Annotated in this window: 19 protein-coding genes; 13 read left to right on the top strand and 6 right to left on the bottom strand. The window is 31.7% G+C overall.

The annotated features are described in order from the left end of the window. Nucleotides 1-55 precede the first annotated feature (55 nt). Nucleotides 56-979 (top strand): AraC family transcriptional regulator, encoded by a 924-nt coding sequence (locus PQ462_RS11355; protein WP_274253588.1) that lies wholly within the window; start codon nt 56-58, stop codon nt 977-979. A gap of 202 nt (nt 980-1,181) precedes the next feature. On the opposite strand, the gene PQ462_RS11350 is transcribed toward PQ462_RS11355, so the two are convergent. Then, nucleotides 1,182-1,769, bottom strand: coding sequence for a glutathione peroxidase (locus tag PQ462_RS11350; RefSeq protein WP_121361292.1), 588 nt, complete (start codon nt 1,767-1,769; stop codon nt 1,182-1,184). A 349-nt stretch (nt 1,770-2,118) separates the two neighbouring features. After that, nucleotides 2,119-2,250 carry a hypothetical protein gene (locus tag PQ462_RS11345; protein ID WP_274253587.1) on the bottom strand — a complete coding sequence of 44 codons (132 nt, stop codon included), beginning with the start codon at nt 2,248-2,250 and terminating at the stop codon, nt 2,119-2,121. 260 nt (nt 2,251-2,510) lie between these two features. On the opposite strand from PQ462_RS11345, the gene PQ462_RS11340 reads away from it, so the two are divergent. Next, a complete protein-coding gene (locus PQ462_RS11340; protein ID WP_274253586.1) occupies nt 2,511-3,041 on the top strand; it encodes an RNA polymerase sigma factor in 531 nt (176 codons plus the stop codon). Next, nucleotides 3,041-3,829 (top strand): anti-sigma factor, encoded by a 789-nt coding sequence (locus tag PQ462_RS11335; protein ID WP_274253585.1) that lies wholly within the window; start codon nt 3,041-3,043, stop codon nt 3,827-3,829. Before PQ462_RS11340 ends, PQ462_RS11335 begins: the two co-directional genes overlap by 1 nt. A 126-nt stretch (nt 3,830-3,955) precedes the next feature. Here the strand turns inward: PQ462_RS11335 and PQ462_RS11330 are convergent, their stop codons facing one another. Both PQ462_RS11330 and PQ462_RS11325 read right to left on the bottom strand, forming a co-directional pair. After that, nucleotides 3,956-4,936, bottom strand: a complete 981-nt coding sequence (locus PQ462_RS11330; protein WP_274253584.1) for a hypothetical protein — start codon at nt 4,934-4,936, stop codon at nt 3,956-3,958. Between the two features lie 86 nt (nt 4,937-5,022). Continuing rightward, entirely contained in the window at nt 5,023-5,697 is a 675-nt protein-coding gene (locus PQ462_RS11325; RefSeq protein ID WP_274253583.1) for an ArsR/SmtB family transcription factor, read from the bottom strand. A 73-nt stretch (nt 5,698-5,770) separates the two neighbouring features. Here PQ462_RS11325 and PQ462_RS11320 point away from each other — a divergent pair, with 73 nt between their 5' ends. Then, nucleotides 5,771-7,156 (top strand): alpha/beta fold hydrolase, encoded by a 1,386-nt coding sequence (locus PQ462_RS11320; protein WP_274253582.1) that lies wholly within the window; start codon nt 5,771-5,773, stop codon nt 7,154-7,156. 57 nt (nt 7,157-7,213) lie between these two features. Here PQ462_RS11320 and ccsA read toward each other — a convergent pair whose 3' ends face one another. Then, nucleotides 7,214-10,438, bottom strand: a complete 3,225-nt coding sequence (gene ccsA / locus PQ462_RS11315) for a cytochrome c biogenesis protein CcsA (RefSeq protein WP_274253580.1) — start codon at nt 10,436-10,438, stop codon at nt 7,214-7,216. Nucleotides 10,439-10,700: 262 nt separating this feature from the next. Continuing rightward, nucleotides 10,701-11,738 (bottom strand): hypothetical protein, encoded by a 1,038-nt coding sequence (locus tag PQ462_RS11310; RefSeq protein ID WP_274253579.1) that lies wholly within the window; start codon nt 11,736-11,738, stop codon nt 10,701-10,703. A 141-nt stretch (nt 11,739-11,879) separates the two neighbouring features. On the opposite strand from PQ462_RS11310, the gene PQ462_RS11305 reads away from it, so the two are divergent. From PQ462_RS11305 to PQ462_RS11265, 9 genes are all read left to right on the top strand, one after another. Next, nucleotides 11,880-12,641 carry a Rossmann-like and DUF2520 domain-containing protein gene (locus PQ462_RS11305; RefSeq protein WP_274253578.1) on the top strand — a complete coding sequence of 254 codons (762 nt, stop codon included), beginning with the start codon at nt 11,880-11,882 and terminating at the stop codon, nt 12,639-12,641. Then, the gene (locus PQ462_RS11300) at nt 12,625-13,152 is read left to right on the top strand and encodes a KdsC family phosphatase (protein ID WP_274253577.1); all 528 of its coding nucleotides are present in this window, start codon (nt 12,625-12,627) and stop codon (nt 13,150-13,152) included. Before PQ462_RS11305 ends, PQ462_RS11300 begins: the two co-directional genes overlap by 17 nt. Nucleotides 13,153-13,233: 81 nt before the next feature. Further along, nucleotides 13,234-14,160 (top strand): geranylgeranylglycerol-phosphate geranylgeranyltransferase, encoded by a 927-nt coding sequence (locus PQ462_RS11295; protein WP_274253576.1) that lies wholly within the window; start codon nt 13,234-13,236, stop codon nt 14,158-14,160. Next, nucleotides 14,153-14,737, top strand: coding sequence for a Maf-like protein (locus tag PQ462_RS11290; protein ID WP_274253575.1), 585 nt, complete (start codon nt 14,153-14,155; stop codon nt 14,735-14,737). The genes PQ462_RS11295 and PQ462_RS11290 overlap by 8 nt, the downstream gene beginning before the upstream one ends. Before the next feature lie 10 nt (nt 14,738-14,747). Then, nucleotides 14,748-15,278, top strand: coding sequence for a mechanosensitive ion channel domain-containing protein (locus PQ462_RS11285; protein ID WP_149207447.1), 531 nt, complete (start codon nt 14,748-14,750; stop codon nt 15,276-15,278). 112 nt (nt 15,279-15,390) lie between these two features. Then, a complete protein-coding gene (locus tag PQ462_RS11280) occupies nt 15,391-16,491 on the top strand; it encodes an AI-2E family transporter (protein ID WP_012025016.1) in 1,101 nt (366 codons plus the stop codon). An 89-nt stretch (nt 16,492-16,580) separates the two neighbouring features. After that, nucleotides 16,581-18,410, top strand: a complete 1,830-nt coding sequence (locus tag PQ462_RS11275) for a hypothetical protein (protein ID WP_274253574.1) — start codon at nt 16,581-16,583, stop codon at nt 18,408-18,410. Between the two features lie 194 nt (nt 18,411-18,604). Beyond that, complete coding sequence (locus tag PQ462_RS11270; protein ID WP_012025018.1) at nt 18,605-19,120, top strand: hypothetical protein; 516 nt, start codon at nt 18,605-18,607, stop codon at nt 19,118-19,120. Between the two features lie 217 nt (nt 19,121-19,337). Next, nucleotides 19,338-20,960, top strand: a complete 1,623-nt coding sequence (locus PQ462_RS11265) for a hypothetical protein (RefSeq protein WP_274253573.1) — start codon at nt 19,338-19,340, stop codon at nt 20,958-20,960. Nucleotides 20,961-21,034: the final 74 nt, after the last annotated feature.

Raw genomic sequence — 21,034 nt, 5'->3', positions numbered from 1 at the left:
ATTTTCTAAACATATTTTTATTAAATTTAGAGTTTACACTTTAAATTTAACGGCAATGCATAATCAACGTGTTTTAATAAATCCGCCTCATTTATCAAATGAAAAATCATTAAAAACACTTGTTGAAAACAGGAGCGTTTACACGCTTAACCAATGCGAATTAAATCTTTTTGAAACTTACGAATCGTCTAATCTTGTACCGCTCAAATTCAATGATTTTGTAGTGACAAGTATGCTTCGCGGTAAAAAAATCATGCATCTTTTTGATGAACCCGCTTTTGATTACCTTCCGGGAGAAACTGTAGTTGTTCCATCCAATATCGAAATGAAAATCGATTTTCCGGAAGCATCCAGAGAAAATCCCACTCAATGTCTCGCTTTAGCTATTGATAATACTAAAATTAATGAAACTTTAAACTTCTTAAACGAGCGATATCCAAAAGAAGGAACTGATGCTTTCTGGCAGTTAAATTATCAGAATTATTTCTTTTATAACAATGTAGATCTTGCCGCAACGATCAACAAACTTATAAAAGAATGCATGAGTACCTCAATAACAAAAGATGCTCTTGCCGATTTAACTTTACAGGAATTATTAATTAGAATTATCCAGACACAAACTGCAAAATCTATTGATGAAGGCATTGTAATTCAATCCAACAATCCAATTTATGAAGTAACTGAATTTATAAAACTCAATTTAAAAGAAAATATAAATCTAAAAATCCTAAGCGAAAAAGCTTGCATGAGTACTACATCATTCTATCGCTTTTTTAAAAGAGAATTAGGAATGAGCCCGATTGAATATATTTTAAATGAAAAAATAAAGCACGCCAAAAAACTGCTTAGAAATCCTGGAATTCAAATAAACGAGGTTTGTTATTTATCTGGTTTTGAAGATGCCAATTATTTCATACGCTTGTTTAAAAAACACGAAGGAATTACGCCGAAACAATATCAGTTACTTTATGTTAATTAAGGTACTGAGGTACTGAGGTGCTGAGGTTCTAAGATGCTAAGATGCTAAGGTCCTAAGTTTTCTTTCTGCTGATTGTGCCATTTAGGACGTAAGAAAGATAAACCTTAGTGCCTTAGAATCTCAGTACCTTAGCACCTAAAAAAAAATCCACAAATTTGATAAACTCAAATTTGTGGATTTTTTCGGTTCAGATAGTTTTAATTTAGCTTTTTATCCAATTAATTACTTCTGGCTCTGTTACCAATGTTCTAGGTTTGATTACTTTAACCAATTCACCTTTTTCATTAATCAGGTATTTTTGAAAATTCCATTCAACTTCAGAATCCTGTAAACCATTTTTAGATTTTTGAGTCAGGAATTTGTAAACATCGCACATATCATCTCCTTTTACAGAAACTTTGTTCATCATAGGAAAAGTTACACCGTAATTCTGCTGGCAGAAAGTTTCAATTTCTTTGTTTGTTCCAGGCTCTTGTGATGCGAAATTGTTTGCAGGAAAACCAACAATTACAAACCCTTTATCTTTGTATTCTTTGTAAACAGCTTCAAGATCTTTGTATTGAGGCGTTAAGCCGCATTTTGATGCTGTATTTACAATTAAGATTTTTTTGCCTTTTAAAGATGCAAAATCAAAAGTGTCTCCTGATAAATCTTCTACTTTAAACTGGTAAATTGTTTCTTTTGCCATAGCCTTATCTGATTTAGATAATTTATTCTTGCTTGTTTGAGCCTCAGCTTGTGCACTTAGAAAAAAAATGGCACTGCAAGCTATAAATAGTATTTTTTTCATTGTATAATTTTTTATAAAATTAATTAAAAAGTATTTCAGGCGTATGATTTTGAAACCTTTATTTTTATTAATAATAAGTTAAATAAAAATTGAAGCCTGGCGTTAATCAGACGCCAGGCTTCCCCCCATACAAACAAATCAAACCATGAATTAATGATTGTTACCCTTATATATTGTAAATTATAGTTGATGCCCCGGTTGTATTGAAAATCATTTTCTTTTATTTAAATCACACTAATTCAATTTATTTATGGCGTGTATGTGTGGAAAATTTCTTCTTGGAAAATGTGTAATTTTATTATAATTTTCAGTTGGAAGTCCGAGGACATCAACTATTCAATATGTTTTTCTAAAATTTCAAATTCAATTCAGCCTGCTTTTTTGTGATTTCGTTTTTAAAATCACTATTGCTAAAATTAATTAATGATAAAACTGCTGTTAAACCAACAATTAATATTTTCAAAATTTCTATCCTGATCATAAATACTCTTTTTTAAAGAAATTCGAGAACATTTTAATTATCATTTTCATATCTAAGGTTATATACGTAAGAGGTTTGCTTTTGGATTTAAAAAAAGTAAAAAAAATTGCACTTTTTTTTACTTTTTTTTCTCAAGCCTTAATTTTCCTAAGTTTTTGGCTACTAAAAAAATAGTATTTTTCACAAAAAAATGAATTATCTTTATCTCAGGTTATAAAAATATGTTCGATAATTTTTGTTTAAGCTTTAAATCCAAATCTATGAGTCAAGAAGAATTGTTAGTATTAATTTACAAAAAAGACGAAAGAGCTTTTACCCATTTGTACGATATGTACTCTAAAAGTTTATTCTCAGTTATTAATGCTCTAATAAAAAATCGCGAAGAAGCCGAAGATGTTTTGCAGGAAGTTTTTGTAAAAATCTGGAAAAACATCGATTCATATAATGAAAGCAAAGGCCGATTTTACACCTGGATCCTTAATATAGCTAGGAATACGTCTATTGACAAGCTGAGATCTAAAAATTTTAATAACAGCCAAAAAAACCTTTCCTCAGATAATTTCGTAAATCTGTTAGATGACAGTAATAAATTAACTAATCGAATTGATACAATAGGAATTCAGGAGTTCGTAAAAAAACTGAAACCAAAATGTATCGAAATAATTGATTTGTTATTTTTTAAAGGATATACCCAGCAAGAAGCTTCAGAAGAATTGGCACTGCCACTGGGAACTATCAAAACTCAAAACAGAAACTGTATTAACGATTTAAGAAATTATCTAAAAATATAATGGAAGCACAAGAATATATTGAATCAGGAATTCTAGAACTTTATGTTTACGGTTTATTAACCGAAAAAGAGAATCTGGAAATAGCCGAACTGGCTAAGAATAATAAAGATGTAGATCAGGAAATTATTGCGATAGAAAAAGCTATTGTAGCTTTATCATCCAGCTTTGCTCCTTTCCACTCTGTTGAAAATTTTGAAAAAATTAAAGCTCGTTTAGAACTTAAACATGGCAAAGTAGTCGAGTTGAAACCAACGTCAAACTGGACACAATATGTGGGCTGGGCAGCTGCGGTGTTATTATTGTTAGGTTTTGGATACCAGACTTTAGAGCTTACAAAATCAAAACAAGCTATTTCTACAGTTGGAAGTGAGAAAAATAAAATTCAAAGAGAATACGCGTTCTTAGATCAGCAGAATAAGCAGACTGAGAAAAACCTAAGTATCGTTAGAGATATTAAAAATACAGGCGTAACACTTGGCGGTCAGGCGGTTTCCCCAACATCTTTTGCAAAAGTGTATTGGAACAAACAGACAAAAACAACTTATATTGATGCTGCGGGTTTACCAACACCGCCAAAAGGAATGGTTTATCAGGTTTGGTCTTTAAAGCTTAGTCCGGTTCTTACACCAACAAGTATTGGTTTATTGGATAATTTTGAAGGAAATTCTCAAAAAATCTTTGCTGTAAGCCAGACAGATTCAGCAGAAGCTTTCGGGATTACTTTAGAACCTGCAGGCGGAAGTCCAACGCCTACAATGGAACAATTGTACACTTTAGGAAAAGTTTAAAAACGAAATTAATTATAAATTTTAAGCGCATATTAATTAATTTTAATATGTGCTTTTTTTATAAACTAAAAATCAAAATTATGAACGGAACTTTACTTTTAAGAATCGCCAAGGGCATTATTCTTCTTACCCATTAAATTCCATTTGTTTTCTAAAAAATTGTATTAAATAATCTTCCGTCTCTTTTTTACATTCGGGCCAGTTTTGCAGCCATACTATTAATTTTCCCAGCATATCTATATCCCAGCATTCTGGATTAATAAACTTGAATAAAGCTTTTCCTTCTTCAGTAAAATCATAATGTTTATTACCTTCTGTACCATTTCCATTATCTTCTATCAATCCGGCGTCAATTAAGTTTTGAACTATAGTATATGAATAAAAACTTGAGGCTTCTGGATATAAACCTGTACCTTTCCAATAATATATCATATCAAACATATCATCGAAGCTAAAATCAGATTTATTTTTTAGTGCGTAGAAAATCTGAAAAACATATTTGGTAAAAACAAAATCATTATTCAAAATGCCCGCTTTTTTTAAAGCTGGTCTAAATAGAACACAAGAGTTAAAATTAAAATTATATTCAAAAAAGCGTTTGGCAGTATAAAATGTTACACTATCCTGAAAAAAATCATCAGTTACAGCGACCGGATTTCTCATAGAAAGCTTAATTTTTTCTCTATCAAAACTTTCAGCACTGCAATATAAACAAGGTTTATCTGCTTTACCAAGAGTTTGGTTTATAAGTATTTCAAATGCAATTGCATCAACTTGACACAAATATGGACACATGAAAATAATCTTTTCTGCTGATTTAAGAATGGATGTATTGCTGTAATCTGTTTTTACAACTTCCATATTTTCAAGATGCCATACATATCCAATATCTTCTTTATAATTTTTCCATGAAGGTTCAGTAATATAAGGAAACTCTAAAAGATCAGTATTAGCAGGATAATTAAACTTATATAAAACCTGCCCAGCATAATTTTCTAAAAAATATATGGAATGCGAAGGCCAGATATTTTCAACTTCATTTTTAAAAAAATCAAAAAATTTTTCACCTTGAACTACAATTACTAAAATAGGTTTTTGAGTATTCATTGATAAACTTACATTAATTTAACACTTTGCAAAAGTAAACAAATACAAGTTTTTTCTTATTTTTTTAAGTGATTTTAAATTAAAAATTATACAATTAACTTCAACTTATCATATAACGCTTTTTGTCCGTTTGCTGTTATCGATACAGCTCTGGAATTATCTATTCTTCTGATCCAGTCCATCTCAAACATTTTGTTTAAAAGTGCTGCCGCCAATGAACCCGAAAAATGATGTTTTCGTTCACTCCAATCAAGACAGGGCTTTGCGAAAATTCTTTTTTGCTTTTTTAATGCTTCAAGATCTATTCCCAAATCTTCAAAAAAGGTTTTCCCTTCGTCTGTCACTAAAAAAGACTTATTATCTAATACAATATATTTTTTATCTATTAATTTCGCCGTAATTTCTACGCCAATTTTTCCTGCTAAATGGTCATAACAAGTCCTGCAATATTTAATTCCAGAATTATTATCTGTTACCTTTTTTTGTCTCTCTTTGGGAACTAAATTTGCAATTCCTTCAATAACACCAGCAATTTCGGGATTTAATAATTTGTAGTATTTATGTCTTCCCTGGCTTTCAACAGTCAGTAAGTCAGCATTTACCAGTTTAGATAAATGAATGCTGATATTTTGCGGCGATGTTTCAACAACATTAGCAAGTTCAATTGCTGTATATGCCCTATTATCTAATAGTGTCCATAAAATTACAGATCTCACCGGGTCACCAATTATTGTACTTATTCTGCTAATTTCATTATTCATACCCTGCAATCATAGTTAAGTTTCTATTTAACTGTCAAAGTTATTCCAATTTTATTTTTGTAAAAAAAATACAATGAAAAAAAATAGTATTCTGCATTTGTTTATGTTTTTAACCTCATTGATAAATGCTCAAAACAACACTAAAATTTTAAATTCAAAAAACTCAGATTCTATGGAAATTTTAAAAATTCAAAGCCATATTCCCGAACTCAAAATTGCAATTAACCATATAATTCCAAAAACAGCTTCTAATGATTATCCTGTTCTTTTTCTTCATGGGTCATCGTTTCCTGCTGAACTTTCATTTGGTTTTAAAATGAACAATTCTTCGTGGATGCAAAATTTATCTGAAAATGGATATAATGTTTATGCATTAGATTTTTTAGGTTATGGAAATTCTGATCGATATCCAGAAATGAAAAGCCCGTCAAACAAAATTGTTGGAAGAGCAGCTGAAGTTTCTTTGGACGTAGAAAAAGCAGTAGATTTTATTTTAAAAGAAACAGGTAAAAATAAAATTTACTTAATTGGTCATTCTTGGGGAGGTTCTGTTGCAGCTTTATACGCATCTAAAATTCCTGATAACGTAGAAAAATTAGTTCTGTTTGCTGCAATAACAGCTAGAAATGAAAATACAGAATTTGAAAAGACATCAAATTCATTTGAAGAAATGACTCCCCAACAGCGTATAAGTGCCATGAAGAGTTTAACGCCAGTAAACAGAGAATGTCAATTAGAACCGGAAATATTTGAATCTTGGGGAGAAATTTGGAAAAAAAGCGATCCTTTAACTCTGAAATCCGAAAATGTGGCTGTTGGTTTCCCTTCCGGACCTTCAGCTGACGTTCAGGATTTATTACACGGTAACCCATATTATGATCCAAAAAAAATCACTGCCAAAACGATGATTATAAGAGGTGAATGGGATAAATACCCTGATAATAATGACGCTGAAGACTTGTTTGTTTCATTACAAAATGCGGCATCAAAAAAATATGTTGTTATTGAAAAAGGAACACATGTTATGCATTTAGAAAAGAGCAGAAATGATTTGTACAACGAAACTTTAAGTTTCCTGAAAGACAATAAAAATACTTTGAAGGATAAAGAACACGATATTGCTGTAATTTTCGAGGTCATTCCAAATACTGCTTATAAACAAAATTATCTTGATATCGCATTAAATCTTAAACCTGAATTAGAAAAAATAGAAGGCTTTATTTCTATCGAAAGATTTCAAAGTATTTCTAATCCAGAAAAAATACTATCATTGTCTTTTTGGAAAAATGAAAAAGCTATTGAAAAATGGCGTAATCTGGAAAGTCATAGAAACGCACAATCAACTGGCAGGGATTTTATATTTAAAGACTATAATCTGCGAATTGCTAATGTGGTTAGAGACTATGGAATGTTTGACCGCAATGAAGCTCCTAATGATAGTAAAAAAGTAAATAAGTAAAATAAAAAAAGGTTCAACTTAATTGTTGAACCTTTTTTATTTATTTAAAATCGAATATTATTTCTTTTTATAATATTTGTGGTATTTTGGGTATGTAACTGCTCCAATTACTGAAATTACTGCCAAACAATAATAAATCCAGTTTAATGAATGCGCTTCTCCGCTTGCATAAGAGTGTAAACCAACTAAGTGGAAGTTTACTCCATAATAAGTAAACAAAATAGAGATAAAGGCAAACATACTCATTAAGTTAAAGAACCATTTTCCTCTTAAAGCAGGTACAAAACGTGCGTGAATTACAAACGCATAAACCATAATCGAGATTAATGCCCAGGTTTCTTTTGGATCCCAGCCCCAGTAACGACCCCAGCTTTCATTTGCCCATTGTCCTCCAAGGAAGTTACCAATAGTCAGCATGATCAAACCAATTGTTAAAGCCATTTCGTTAATGTAACTTACTTCCTTAATATGTAAATCCATTTTTGCCTTGTTTTTCTCATTGGTAAAGAAAATCAATATTAAAGCTACAAAGCCTAAAATCATTCCTAATGCTGTTGGACCATAACTTGCTACAATTACGGCAACGTGAATCATTAACCAATATGAGTTAAGAACGGGCTGTAAGTTTGCAATTTCAGGATCAATCCAGTTCATATAAGCCGCCATTAAAATCATTGCGGTAACAAACGCAGATGAAGCGACAGTTAATTTTGATTTTCTGTCAAAAGCCAGTCCAAAGAACATTGTTGACCAGGCTACGTAAACTATAGATTCGTAAGCGTTACTCCAAGGCGCGTGGCCAGAAATATACCAGCGGGCAATTAATGCCAATGTATGAAGAACAAATAACAATCCTACAATAATATGGAAACCATTAACGGTAATACGAAGCCATTTTTTCTCGAAGAAAATATTTAAAATCGTAAACATTAACATCAATATAGATGCTGTAATATACCAATATGGCAATACTTTGAAAACATCATATTTGTTGTAAGCAATCTCTGCATCGATTTTATCTTCTGACGGGCGTACTTTAGCTCCAAATTTCTTCTGGAAACCATTAATGCTTTCTACTAATTGATCTGCTGTATCCCAGTTTTTTGAAATTGAAGCATTATTTAAAGCGCTAAAATACAACGGAAGGATTTGCTTTACATACGTAGAATCCATTCCTTTAAAATTGTTATTATCACGCTCTAAGTATGAAACCCATTTGTGGTTTGGATCATTTGGAATTGGAAAAATTTTCAAAATGCTGCCGCTTAAAGCAGATTCCATTAAGTTTACTTTTTTATCGGTTTCAACAAAATCTTTCTCAAAGTTATTCGGATTTGCTGCTTTATAAGCTGCATCTAAATAAGGAGATAATTTATAATTTCCCTGCTCGTCAAAGAATTTTATAAATGGAGCATATTGATCTTTTGAATCAATTCCGATAATTTTACGAATACTATCGTTTCCTGATTTAATATAGATTAAAGGAATCTGAATCCAAACCTGCCCATATTGCGTCATAGACAAGAAAACCTGATCAGAATTCATTCCGTTATATTTATCACTGTGGCTTACTTTTCGAAGTAATTCAGATGAAAACGTATTAATAGGTTTCATTCTTCCTCCGGCATCCTGAATAATCAAACGTCCAAATTTTGCTGCGTGAGATTCCGGCGCTTTGTAAATATTCAATAATGAGTCTAATTGTTTTTGGCTTGGCGGTGCTGTAACATGATTAGCATGATCATTTGGATCTGTACTATGATTATGTTCGTGTTCATGAACATGTCCCGGTGTATGAACGTGCGGCGCTTCCTGAGCAAAACCACTTAAACCATTTAAAGCAATAAATAAAACCAATATTTTAATTAGTTTTTCTTTTTTCTTTTGAATCGCTTCTAATTTCTTTTTCAAATCTCCAAAACGAGAATGTTTAGTAAACATAATTGCCATTAAACCAATGTATAACAGAAAATAACCTAAATAAGTAATATTAGTTCCCCAAAAATCGTGGTTTACTGATAAAACAGTTCCTTTTTCGTCCGGATCAAATGAAGACTGAAAGAAACGATATCCTTTATGATCCAAAACGTGATTCATAAAAATATCTGCATCAAAAGTTTCTGTAGAATCCTGAACTGTTACTTTACTTTTAAAAGCAGAATAACTTTTTTCTGTTCCAGGGTATTTGTCTGCAATAAAATCGTTTAATTTTATTTTAAACGGCAATACATACGCTTTACTTCCGTAGAATAAAGAATATTCAATATTTCCTATTTTAACTGTTTTTGGTTCTCCAATACTTCCTTTAGAACCCATCAGCATTACTTCTTTTTCCTGTCCTTCAGCTTTTACTTTTACAATCAAAGCATCTGTATGTGATTTTGCTTTAAAGTCATTATTTGATTCATAATCCACTTTTCCTTTAATTGGCGGTTCAGGAAAAACGATACGAATATCACCAATACTGTATAACGAACGCATCATTAAAGGCTGTACATTATCCTTAGTAACTTTTCCTTTAAACTGATCTGCCATTCGCATAAATTCACCTTCAAACGGAGTCTGAATAGTGTATTCTTTTCCGGTTGTATTAATATTAATAGCGCCGTCTGTTGGTTTATTTAAAGCAAACAATACATTGTGAATGTTTTGAACTTCACCTTCTTTCAGGTAATGTTCTTCACGTCCGCCTGCTCCTGCTTCAACTAATTTAAGATATAAAATTCCGTTTGGATCTTCTTTTACAACCTCTTTGGCTCCCATTATATACTTAGAATAGGTAACCTCAAACGGAGTCTGATCGAATTTTCCGTCAATAGAAAAATCGTTATCGGTAACAGGAGAAAGCAGCAGGCTTTTTTCAAAAACTCTACGCTTCATTTCTCCTTTATATTCACCGTCAACAAAAACGGTTAAGAATGTTTTATCTGAATAAATTTGGTTTTCTGCCGCACCTTCACGAATTGGCATCATTCCTTCATAACTAATATAACGTGTAATAAAAGCTCCTAAAATGATAAAAATAAAAGCAATGTGAAGTAATAAAGTGGCCCATTTTTCTTTTTTATGCAATTGGTAGCGTTTGATATTTCCGAAGAAGTTAATCACAAACACCAGCATTATTGCCTCAAACCACCAGGTATTATAAATTAAAATTCTGGCTGTATCGGTATTGTATTTACTTTCGATAAAAGTTCCAACACCCATTGCAATTGCGAATGTTAGAAAAAGAACGGCCATTAATCGTGTAGAAAACAAAAAAGAGAATATTTTTTTATCCATTTCTTAGGAATTACATTGTATAAAAGTGCCACAAAAATACTTAAAAATGTTGATTGAGGGTAAATCTTATTTGTTAATAAAAACCAAATAATAGGGGTCTATAATCACACTCAGATTAGACTAATTACAGTTATAATTTCGATTTTAATTTCTTAATAGGAGAGATTTTGTGATTAGAAAAAATATAACTAAATAGAAATCAATTTAATCTACAAAAAAGACTAAACTGATTTATAAAGGTTTGTATAACTTCGGCTAAAAACTATTTTATTTTTTGTTCAACTTTTGAGAGTCTTTCAGAAAGTGCTTTAAATAACTTGTTTTCTTCTTTTAATATTTCTATTTCTTTTGATTGTTGAATAGAATATAATGTTAGCTCTTCAATTTTCTGTAAAAGTTTAGCGTTCATCTCTCCTAAATTGATACCGTTTTTAAGGACTTCTTCTTCACTTGGGATATTTTCTAAATGTCCTTTTTCTTTAATATGATTTTCTACTTCTGTCAATGTTGGCAGATTGTATTCTTTTTTAAACACAAAATCTGACCAGCCTGTCATATCAACTTTTACTTCTTTAGAATGAATTGTACCGTTGACATCTAGTTTATTTTTTGGAGTTAATGTACCAATACCAACATTACCAAAATAATCAATTCTCATTTGTTCCTTATTATCATTAGTATTAAAAGATATTCCACCACCACTGGTACTACCACCTCTTAAAAAATTAATAGAACTGTTCGTAACATTATAAAAGCTGTGTTCAATTGAGAATGATTTCCCTTCGATAACTGATGTGCCATATGCCCTTACTCCAAGAAAAGTGCCATCACCAATATTATCCCCTTCCGATAGTCTAGCAAATACAGTAGATAAAATACCATTACCTGTTGTTTTAGTTATATCCAAAACTGCTCTAGGAGGAGTAGTCCCTATACCAATATTTCCATTAAAAATCTGATCTCCAACAAAACTATTCTTTCCTCTTGTTGCTAACTCCATCCAAACAGGATTTAGTTCATCTCTTGTCTTTCTAAAAAATAATCTATCATTTTCAGTATAAGAAGAAGCAATTTGCAATTGAAACACATTATTTGGGTTACCATGTCTAATCACAAAAAGATGGCTCCAGTCATGACTTGTATCTGGAATTCCACCAATAGCATTGATACCGCTATAAACTCCTGAATTAATTGCTCCAATAAAATTATCTTTTCCAGGTGCTAGCCCATCACCAATTTGTTGTGCATTTGTTGTAAGAATCATAAATAAAGGTATAATTCTTAAAATATTATTTCTCATATTATCAATTATTTTCCTTCAAATATATAATAACTATTTATAATTCTAGGTTAAACCAAATATTTTATAAATAACTAGAAGAATAGTTATTTATAATCAAAAGCACTTTTCTTAAAAAGAAATAATGTTAATTTTGCGGGTATGATTCGACTCACAATTATTGGTTCCGGAAACGTTGCACAGCATCTGATAAAAGCTTTTTCAGCAAATCCTCTTGTCGAAATTGTACAGGCATTTTCGAGAAAAAAAGAAGCTTTGATTCATCTTCTTGATTCAGAGAAAATTGTAACCGAATTTTCTGCTTTAAAAAAGGCCGATTTATACATTATATCGGTTTCAGACAATGCCATTTCAGAAGTTTCGAGTCAATTACCGTTTGAAAACCAATTGGTTGTTCATACTTCCGGCACAACTTCAATTGAGGTTTTAGATTCCAAAAACAGAAAAGGCGTTTTTTATCCCCTGCAGACATTTTCAAAAACAAAAGAAGTTGATTTTTCAGTAATTCCGATTTGTTTAGAAACTGAAAATCAGAATGATTATGCAATTTTAGAAAATACAGCAAAAAGTATTTCAAATGCTGTTTTCTCCATAAGTTCTGGGCAAAGAAAGGCTTTGCACGTTGCAGCCGTTTTTGTAAACAACTTTACCAATCATTTATACCAGATTGGTCAGGAAATATGCGAAGAACATCAGGTTCCTTTTGAAGTTTTAAGACCTTTAATTCAGGAAACTGCCGAAAAAATTAAAACATTAGATCCAATTGATGCTCAAACCGGTCCGGCAAAACGTCATGATTCGGTTACAACCGATGCACATTTGGATTTTATTACCAATGAAAATCAAAAAAATATTTATAAAATACTAACACAATCTATACAGAATAATGGCAAAAAGTTATAAAGAAATGATGAACGACATTACAACATTTATTTTTGATGTTGATGGCGTACTTACAGACAGTTCGGTTTTTGTAACCACAGAAGGAGAAATTCTTCGCACGATGAATATTCGTGACGGTTATGCCATGAAAGCGGCTGTAGAAAGCGGTTACAATGTGTGCATTATTTCTGGCGGCAGCAACGAAGGTGTCCGCGTAAGACTTCAAAATTTAGGAATTACTGATATCCATTTAGGAACTCCTGATAAAGTTAAAACATTTAAAGAGTATACAGAAGCAAACAACATCAAACCAGAACAGGTTTTATATATGGGAGATGATATTCCGGATTTTCATGTAATGAAATTAGTAGGTTTGCCAACTTCTCCGCAGGATGCGGTTCCAGAAATTAAAAACATCTGCCGTTATATTTCTCACGTAAAAGGCGGAAAAGGCGCAGCAAGAGACGTTATCGAACAGGTAATGAAAGTACAGGGAAAATGGATGGAATATTTTAACGGAAAACACGATTAAATCTAATTGTGAATTGTTAATGATAAATTGTTAATTAAAAAACTTAGAACCTTAGCATCTTAGCCACTCAGAACGTAAAAAATGAAATACCTAAAACTAATTCGATATAAAAATCTACTCATGCTTGCTTTTATGCAGGTTTTATTTCGTTATGCTTTTTTAAAACAACAAGATATTCCTTTAGCATTGGCTGACTGGCAATACGGACTTTTGGTTTTAAGTACAGTTTTACTTGCAGCAGCAGGTTATGTGATTAACAATATTTTTGATGTGCCGACAGATACTATCAATAAACCACAAAATGTTGTTGTTGGTAAAGGAATTTCTGAAACCAGAGCGTACAATATTTATATAGGATTAAACATTACAGGTGTAGCATTAGGATTTTACCTTTCAAATGTGATCATGAGGCCAATGTTTGCTTCATTGTTTATTTTTATTGCATCACTTCTTTATTTTTATGCAACTAATCTAAAACAGATCATGATTCTGGGGAATTTTGTGGTTGCTTTACTCCTTTCTATTAGTGTTTTGATTATTGGTGTATTTGATTTATTTCCAGCTACAACTACCGAAAATCAGGCTCAAATGGCCAGCTTATTTTCAATATTAGTTGATTATGCTTTGTTTGCCTTTATGATCAATTTTGTGCGCGAAATAGTAAAAGATATTGAAGACATGGACGGCGATTACAATCAGGGAATGAACACGCTGCCAATTGCTATCGGGAAAAACAGAGCTGCTAAAATTGCGTTGGGATTTACTATAATTCCGTTTATTTTATCGCTGCTTTACATCAATAAATATTTCTTTCAAAATAATCTGTTAATCGTGACGTTTTATACGTTTGTTTTTGTCCTTGCGCCTTTATTGTATTTTATAGTAAAGATATTCGGCGCTAAAACAAAAAAGGATTTTCATCATTTAAGTACTATTTTAAAATTGATTTTGTTCTTCGGAATTTTATCAATTTTAGTAATCAGCTTAAACCATCAATACAATGCTTAAAGAAAAACTCAAAAAATATAAAATTATACTGGCTTCGGGATCGCCACGCAGACAGCAGTTTTTTAAAGATCTGGATCTTGATTTCGAAATTCGATTAAAAGATGTAGAAGAAATCTATCCGCCTGAATTAAAAGCAGTCGAAATAACCAATTTTCTGGCAGAGTTAAAAGCAAATGCTTTTGAAGGAGAATTAAAAGAAAATGAAATATTGGTAACAAGCGACACAATTGTATGGCATCAGAATAAAGCTTTGGGCAAACCAAAAAATGCCGAAGATGCTTTTCAAATGATCAAATCAATGTTGAATACTACTCACGAAGTTATTACATCGGTTTGTTTTAAAACTAACACTGCTTCTACCCTTTTACATGATGTTACAAAAGTTACTTTCAAAGATTTATCAGATGAAAGTATTTTATATTATATCGAAAACTATAAACCTTACGACAAAGCCGGAGCTTATGGCATTCAGGAATGGTTTGGTTTTATGGCAGTTACAAAAGTAGAAGGTTCTTATACCAATGTTATGGGACTTCCAACAGCCAAAGTTTACGAATATTTGACTACATTAGTGTAAAAATTTATTTATGTTTTCTTTAAAAGAATATACTCAGGAAATACTTGCCACAATAATTCTTCTTTTAGCTTTAGTCGCTTTACGAATGATTACTGCACAATTAATCCGCCGTTTTGCCGCCTCAAGCCACTTATTAGAACATCGTACTAATTTAGTTATCAAATACACTCATGTATTTATGAATATTTTGGTAACAATTAGTCTAATTGTAATTTGGGGAGTAGAAACAAAAGATATATTCATTACTGTTTCATCAATTGCAACCGTTATTGGTGTTGCCATGTTTGCACAATGGTCTATTTTGAGCAATATTACTTCTGGAATGATTTTGTTTTTTTCGTTTCCTTTCAGAATTGGCGATACTATAAAAATTCACGATAAAGATTTTCCAATTGAAGCCGAAATAGAAGACATAAACACCTTTCATGTAAGCTTACGAACTAAAGAAGGCGAAAAAATTATTTTTCCAAATAATCTCCTGTTACAAAAGGGAATTTCAATAATGCCTGCACATTACGAAGAGAAAGAATTTTTTGACTAATTTTTGAATGGGAATTTTATAAAGTATATACAAAAAGCTGGAACGTTATAATTTAATTATATTATAATATTTGCTTTACCAATTGTATATCTATTTATAAAATTTCACCAAAATGACTCAACCTTTAAAGCTGCCGTTTTATGCAAAGCTTGCTTGTATTTTAGTAAGTTTAATTTCTTTTGCTTACATTTTCTGCATTGCAAAAGATATTTTGACTCCCGTATTACTGGCATTTTTATTTGCTGTTTTATTACTGCCGATATTTACTTTTTTAAACACAAAACTTAAGTTCCCAAGACATCTGGCAGCAATAATCTGCATGGCTGTTTTCCTCTCTTTTATTGTGGGCATTTTAGTGTTTATTTCCTATCAGGTTACCTATATGGCTAACGATTTTGATACCATAAAGAAAAACGCCAATTCATTTATTATTGAAATTCATAAGTTTATCAGAGAAAATTTTGAGATCAGCATTGGAGATCAAAAAAAATATCTTGACTCAGTTACAAAGGATTCAGTTAAAAATGGCCAGGCAAAATTAGGATCGGCCATAATATCTATAAGCGATGTTCTTTTAGACAGTACTATTATTATAATTTATACGTTTTTGTTTTTAATCTATAAAGAACATTTTAAACTGTTTTTAGCCAAACTTATAAGTAAAGAGAACCATTCTGTTTTAAAAGATATTCTTTCTCAAATCAAAGTTTCTATAAACAATTACATTGTTAGTTTAATAATTGAAATGATCGTTGTTTCTGTGTTAACCGGCTTAGGATTGTGGATTATCGGTATTAAATATTTTATCTTATTAGGCTTGATAACCGGAATATTAAATCTTATTCCTTATATCGGAATTTTAGTTGCCGGAATTATAACTGTTTTGGCTTCATTGACAGGTTCTGCCGAGATTTCGATGATCTTAGGAATTTTAATAGTAAATATTATTGTTCAGTTTATTGACAACAATCTGCTTGTTCCATTAATTATAAACACAAAAGTAGAAATCAATGCTTTTGTCTCAATTATGGGAATTATTGTGGGCGGAGCCGCCGCCGGAATCTCCGGAATGTTTCTAGCAATTCCGCTTTTAGCGATATTAAAAATCATCTTTGACAGAATCGAATCGCTTGAACCATGGGGATATTTAATGGGAAATCATATTCCGAGAAAATTTGCATGGAGAGTCCGAAGAACCAAAACACAGGAGTAAAATAATCTCTTGATTATTAAAATATATCTGTTATTTATCTTAAATTCATAGAATAATCTGCCTTAAAATAAAGTTTTAAATCGATCTGAATGTTACTAAATAAAAAAATAATTGTTTTTATTTCCTTATGCTTTTGTTTACAAAGCATTTGCGCTCAGACAGATAAAACAAAAAAGGAAAATCCTCCCAAAAAAGACAGTACGGAGATTTATACCAAGATTAAAAATTATTCTAAGAAAAATAAATTTACGCAAACACTTCATAAACTGCTTTTTAGAACCAAAAGACCTAAAAAAAAGGAAATTATTATACCTACAGATTCTCAAAATTATGAAGGCAAAATTATTCGAAATATAAATATTGTTACACTGGATCCGTTTGGATATTCGATTACAGATACAACTGCAAAACCAAAAAATTGGGGAGAAAGAACCGGAAACAGACTGCATTTAAAAACCAAGAAAATAGCAATCTACAACCTGCTTTTATTTAAACGAAACAGCGTATACGATACTTACAAAGTACAGGAATCTGAGCGTTTAATTCGTGCCCAAAGATATGTTACAGCAGTTCGAATTACTAACGAACTGGCAAGTCCGGCTTCAGATTCTGTTGATGTAACGATCAGAGTTTTGGATTCCTGGAGTACAATTCCGCGTTTCTCAATATCCAGCAGCAGAGTTTCTGTAGGATTTAAAGAAAAAGATTTTTTTGGTTCAGGGCAACAGCTTGAATATCGCTTTACAAACAGGTTTGATGATGGAGCAAATGGTAACGATATTACATACACCGTTCCTAATATAAAAAACACCTATATCTCGACCGTCCTTCACTACAATATGGATTTAGATAATAATTATACTAAAAGTATTGATATTGAAAGAGATTTCTATTCTCCGCTGACTAAATGGGCAGGCGGTGTTTTTGTAGGCCAGAATTTTAGGAAAGATACTCTGCAGGCACCAGATCAATCGTTTGCTTTTCAAACTTTCAAAAACAATTTTCAGGATTTATGGGTTGGTAAAGCCACAAAGGTTTATGAAGATGATAATGAAGCTATTACTAATTTAATTACTTCTGCCCGATTTTTAAATGTCAATTACAGCGAATCGCCAGATTCATTATACGATCCTACCCACTTCTATTCTGATGAAAAACTGCTCTTAATGGGCGTTGGACTTAACAGACGTAAATTTATCAAAGACAGCTATATTTTTAGAAACGGTCAGATTGAAGACGTTCCTATTGGGAGAATTTATGGAGTTACATTTGGCTACCAGTATAAAAATAATATCTGGAGACCTTATGCCGGGGCACAATTTTCTTTTGGAAACTATTATCGTTTAGGTTTTTTAAGTATGAATTTTGAAGCTGGAACTTATTTTCATGAATCAAAAACGTATCAGACATCTTATTTATTTGAAGCCAATTATTTTACTAAGCTTTTTAGTATAGGAAACTGGAAATTACGACAATTCGTTAATCCAAAAGTAGTTGTTGGAGCAAATCACGAAAATATTATAGGAGATCAGCTTAACGTAAATGAAGAAAATGGTCTGGCAGGATTTAGGACTGCATTATACGGAACAAGTAAAACAGTTTTATCCTTGCAGACTCAAACCTATTCTCCGCATGCACTTTGGGGATTTCGTTTAAATCCCTTTTTTAATTATTCGATCGCATTTTTAGGAAATCCAAACAGCGCAATGTTTGACAGCAAATCGTATTCTAAAATAACTTTAGGACTATTAATCAGTAATGACTATTTGGTTTTTAGTTCCTTTCAGCTGTCACTGTCATACTATCCAAGTATTCCGCTTCAGGGCGATAATGTTTTCAAAACCAATACTTTTGAAACAACTGACTATGGTTTACAAAGTTTTGAACTTGCAAAACCAAGAACTGTAGAATATAAATAATTAAAAATATTTTGATTTTTTTTGATTTGTTTAACACTTAACAAACACTTTAAAAATCAATATTTTACAATAAACTTACCTTTATTTTACTCGACAAAACACATATTTTATTCGACGAAATGCAGTTGTTTTTTATTTTTGGCACGGTATATGAAAATCTCTAAACAAGATTAACATTTTAAATTTTAGAAAAGATGAAAACAATAAAAATAGCAATCGCCGGATTATTTCTTTTGGTTGCAAATGCCACACAAGCTCAGGTATCAATCAACGTTAATATAGGAACACCTCCAGCTTGGGGACCTGCAGGATATTCTGAAATGGAATATTATTATCTTCCAGACATTGAGGCTTATTATGATGTACGTGCGTCACAATTCATCTATTTCGGAAGAGGAAAATGGGTTAGAACAACTTATTTACCAAGACAATACAGAAACTATGATTTATACGGAGGATACAAAGTAGTTTTAACAGATTATCACGGAAGAACTCCTTATGTATATTTTGACCGTCATAAAGTAAAATATTATAGAGGATATCACGGTGCACCGCAAAGACCTTACAAACCAAGACCGGTTTATGGATATAATGATCGTCATGACCACAGAGATTACAAACATTATGACAAACATGATAAACACCATGGAAAACACGACAGACATGACCATGATGATGATCATAGACACGGAGGTCCTGGAAGAAGATAATATCAAATTACTAAGTTTTAACAGTAAGAGAGTATCAAAATTATTGATACTCTCTTTTTTTTAACTATTATTTTCAATAACTTTAGTTAAAACAGTAAGCTTTTCGCATAAATAGCATAACACAATGATTTAAAGCCATTTATTAACAAAACAAACTTGTTTTTTTAGATTTATAACATACATTTGCAGCGAATTTCAAAATCCAAAAAACACAATTATGAAAAAGAATGTCTATTTATTTTCATTTTTAGCATTGTCATTATTAATTTCTTGTGACGATAATAATGACAACAAAAACGATCAATCGTTAGACAGTATTACAATTACCTCAGATCAAAACACTTTAAATCAAAGACTTGATTACACTAACTCAGGAGTAATTGCTATCGAAAACGGTTCATTAACTGGTAAAACTGCCGAAAACACCGTTACTTCTTTCCCTTTAGTCCAGATTGCTGAAATAAAACCACCAGTAGACGCTAATGGAAAAACTTTACAGGCAAGCCATGTTACTGTAAACGGTAACTACGCTTATGTTTCTTATATTACAAGAGGCGATGTATATTCTGGTGCAATCGATGTTATTGATGTTTCAGATCCTTATAAACCAAAATTAGTTACATCAGCTTTAATCCCTAATACAGATATTACCTCACTTACCTACTCTAACGGAAACCTTATTATTGGTGCTGCAAAAGATGTAGACAAAGATCCGTTATTGGGCAGCAATCCTGCCGTAGTTTTTAATATGCCGTTAAGCTCAGGATTACTAACAGATAAATTAACTACTAATTATTTAGAAAGCAGAGTAACAACAGATGTTGCCGCAAATACTTCTAACTATTTTGCCGTAACCGGAGATAACGGAAGTTTATTCAAAATAAGCACTTCAACAAAAGCAGTTACAGGAAAAACTGCAATGGCAGATTTACGTTCGATTGCTTTAACATCTGATAAAGTTGTGACTTTAAGCGGTACTAAAGGCGTTAATATTTACAATCAAACAACACTTGCTTTGCAAAAAAGCTTTACAACATCTACAGATGTAAGCGGTGCAAAAAGAACTATGGATATTGACGGAACAAAACTTTTAGTTTCTGAAGGTCCAAACGGTCTTGGCGTGTATGATATTAACAGCGGTTCTAAATTACAGACTATTGCAATTGCGACAGCCGGAGAAGATAATGTTACTAATGCAGTTTCTATAAACGACGGATATGCATTTCTTGCTAACGGTGCATTAGGTCTTAATGTTTACCAGCCGGGAACACAATACAGTTTATTAGGATCTGTAGGAATTGCAGGTTCATCAAACTATGTAAAATCAAGCGGTAATTACATTTATGTTGCCAGCGGAACAGGCGGTTTAAAAATCATTAAGATGGAAAAACCAAACACGACGTTTGCAAGCTGTTTAACTTATGGTTTATACAATCAAGGAAAAGATTTAATCCTGAATTCAAATGAAATTAAATCGTATCAGGGGGCAACTTCTATAAATTCAGCAATTATAAATTCTGGAGCAACATTAACACATTGCGGTGCTATCTCAGTTTTAAGTAACTTAACTTTAAACAGCGGCGGTACTTTTAATATGAGAGGAAGTTTATCTCAGGGTAAATACCAGCAGTCAAACCCAACAGAACTTATTATCAACAGCAATTCACTATTGCAAATTGAAGGTTCAGTTGTAATTTGGGGAGATTTAAGATTAAACAGCGGTGCCAAAATTAATTTTATCGGAAACGATTCTTCTATTACTATTTACGGAAAAGTAACTAAAGGAAGCAACGTAACTATAACAGGAAATTACAAAGACACCGAGAACAAATTAAAATAAAATTGTAAGCGTTAAGGCACTTTACAACTTAATATAGAGAAGCTGTCAGATTTATTTCTGGCAGCTTTTTTTAT

Origin of the sequence: Flavobacterium sp. KACC 22758 (assembly GCF_028736135.1) — a bacterium.
GTDB lineage: Bacteria > Bacteroidota > Bacteroidia > Flavobacteriales > Flavobacteriaceae > Flavobacterium > Flavobacterium johnsoniae.
This window is presented reverse-complemented; position numbering and strand designations above follow the sequence as displayed.

Excerpts from the sequence above, each read along its gene's own strand:
- PQ462_RS11265 (WP_274253573.1), top strand. The coding sequence starts at position 19,338 with ATGAAAAAGAATGTCTATTTATTTTCATTTTTAGCATTGTCATTATTA.
- PQ462_RS11285 (WP_149207447.1), top strand. The coding sequence starts at position 14,748 with ATGTTTTCTTTAAAAGAATATACTCAGGAAATACTTGCCACAATAATT.
- PQ462_RS11300 (WP_274253577.1), top strand. The coding sequence starts at position 12,625 with ATGGCAAAAAGTTATAAAGAAATGATGAACGACATTACAACATTTATT.
- PQ462_RS11290 (WP_274253575.1), top strand. The coding sequence starts at position 14,153 with ATGCTTAAAGAAAAACTCAAAAAATATAAAATTATACTGGCTTCGGGA.
- PQ462_RS11345 (WP_274253587.1), bottom strand. The coding sequence starts at position 2,250 with ATGATCAGGATAGAAATTTTGAAAATATTAATTGTTGGTTTAACAGCA.
- PQ462_RS11355 (WP_274253588.1), top strand. The coding sequence starts at position 56 with ATGCATAATCAACGTGTTTTAATAAATCCGCCTCATTTATCAAATGAA.
- PQ462_RS11340 (WP_274253586.1), top strand. The coding sequence starts at position 2,511 with ATGAGTCAAGAAGAATTGTTAGTATTAATTTACAAAAAAGACGAAAGA.
- PQ462_RS11270 (WP_012025018.1), top strand. The coding sequence starts at position 18,605 with ATGAAAACAATAAAAATAGCAATCGCCGGATTATTTCTTTTGGTTGCA.
- PQ462_RS11310 (WP_274253579.1), bottom strand. The coding sequence starts at position 11,738 with ATGAGAAATAATATTTTAAGAATTATACCTTTATTTATGATTCTTACA.
- PQ462_RS11275 (WP_274253574.1), top strand. The coding sequence starts at position 16,581 with ATGTTACTAAATAAAAAAATAATTGTTTTTATTTCCTTATGCTTTTGT.
- PQ462_RS11320 (WP_274253582.1), top strand. The coding sequence starts at position 5,771 with ATGAAAAAAAATAGTATTCTGCATTTGTTTATGTTTTTAACCTCATTG.
- PQ462_RS11305 (WP_274253578.1), top strand. The coding sequence starts at position 11,880 with ATGATTCGACTCACAATTATTGGTTCCGGAAACGTTGCACAGCATCTG.
- PQ462_RS11325 (WP_274253583.1), bottom strand. The coding sequence starts at position 5,697 with ATGAATAATGAAATTAGCAGAATAAGTACAATAATTGGTGACCCGGTG.
- PQ462_RS11330 (WP_274253584.1), bottom strand. The coding sequence starts at position 4,936 with ATGAATACTCAAAAACCTATTTTAGTAATTGTAGTTCAAGGTGAAAAA.
- PQ462_RS11335 (WP_274253585.1), top strand. The coding sequence starts at position 3,041 with ATGGAAGCACAAGAATATATTGAATCAGGAATTCTAGAACTTTATGTT.
- PQ462_RS11280 (WP_012025016.1), top strand. The coding sequence starts at position 15,391 with ATGACTCAACCTTTAAAGCTGCCGTTTTATGCAAAGCTTGCTTGTATT.
- ccsA (WP_274253580.1), bottom strand. The coding sequence starts at position 10,438 with ATGGATAAAAAAATATTCTCTTTTTTGTTTTCTACACGATTAATGGCC.
- PQ462_RS11295 (WP_274253576.1), top strand. The coding sequence starts at position 13,234 with ATGAAATACCTAAAACTAATTCGATATAAAAATCTACTCATGCTTGCT.
- PQ462_RS11350 (WP_121361292.1), bottom strand. The coding sequence starts at position 1,769 with ATGAAAAAAATACTATTTATAGCTTGCAGTGCCATTTTTTTTCTAAGT.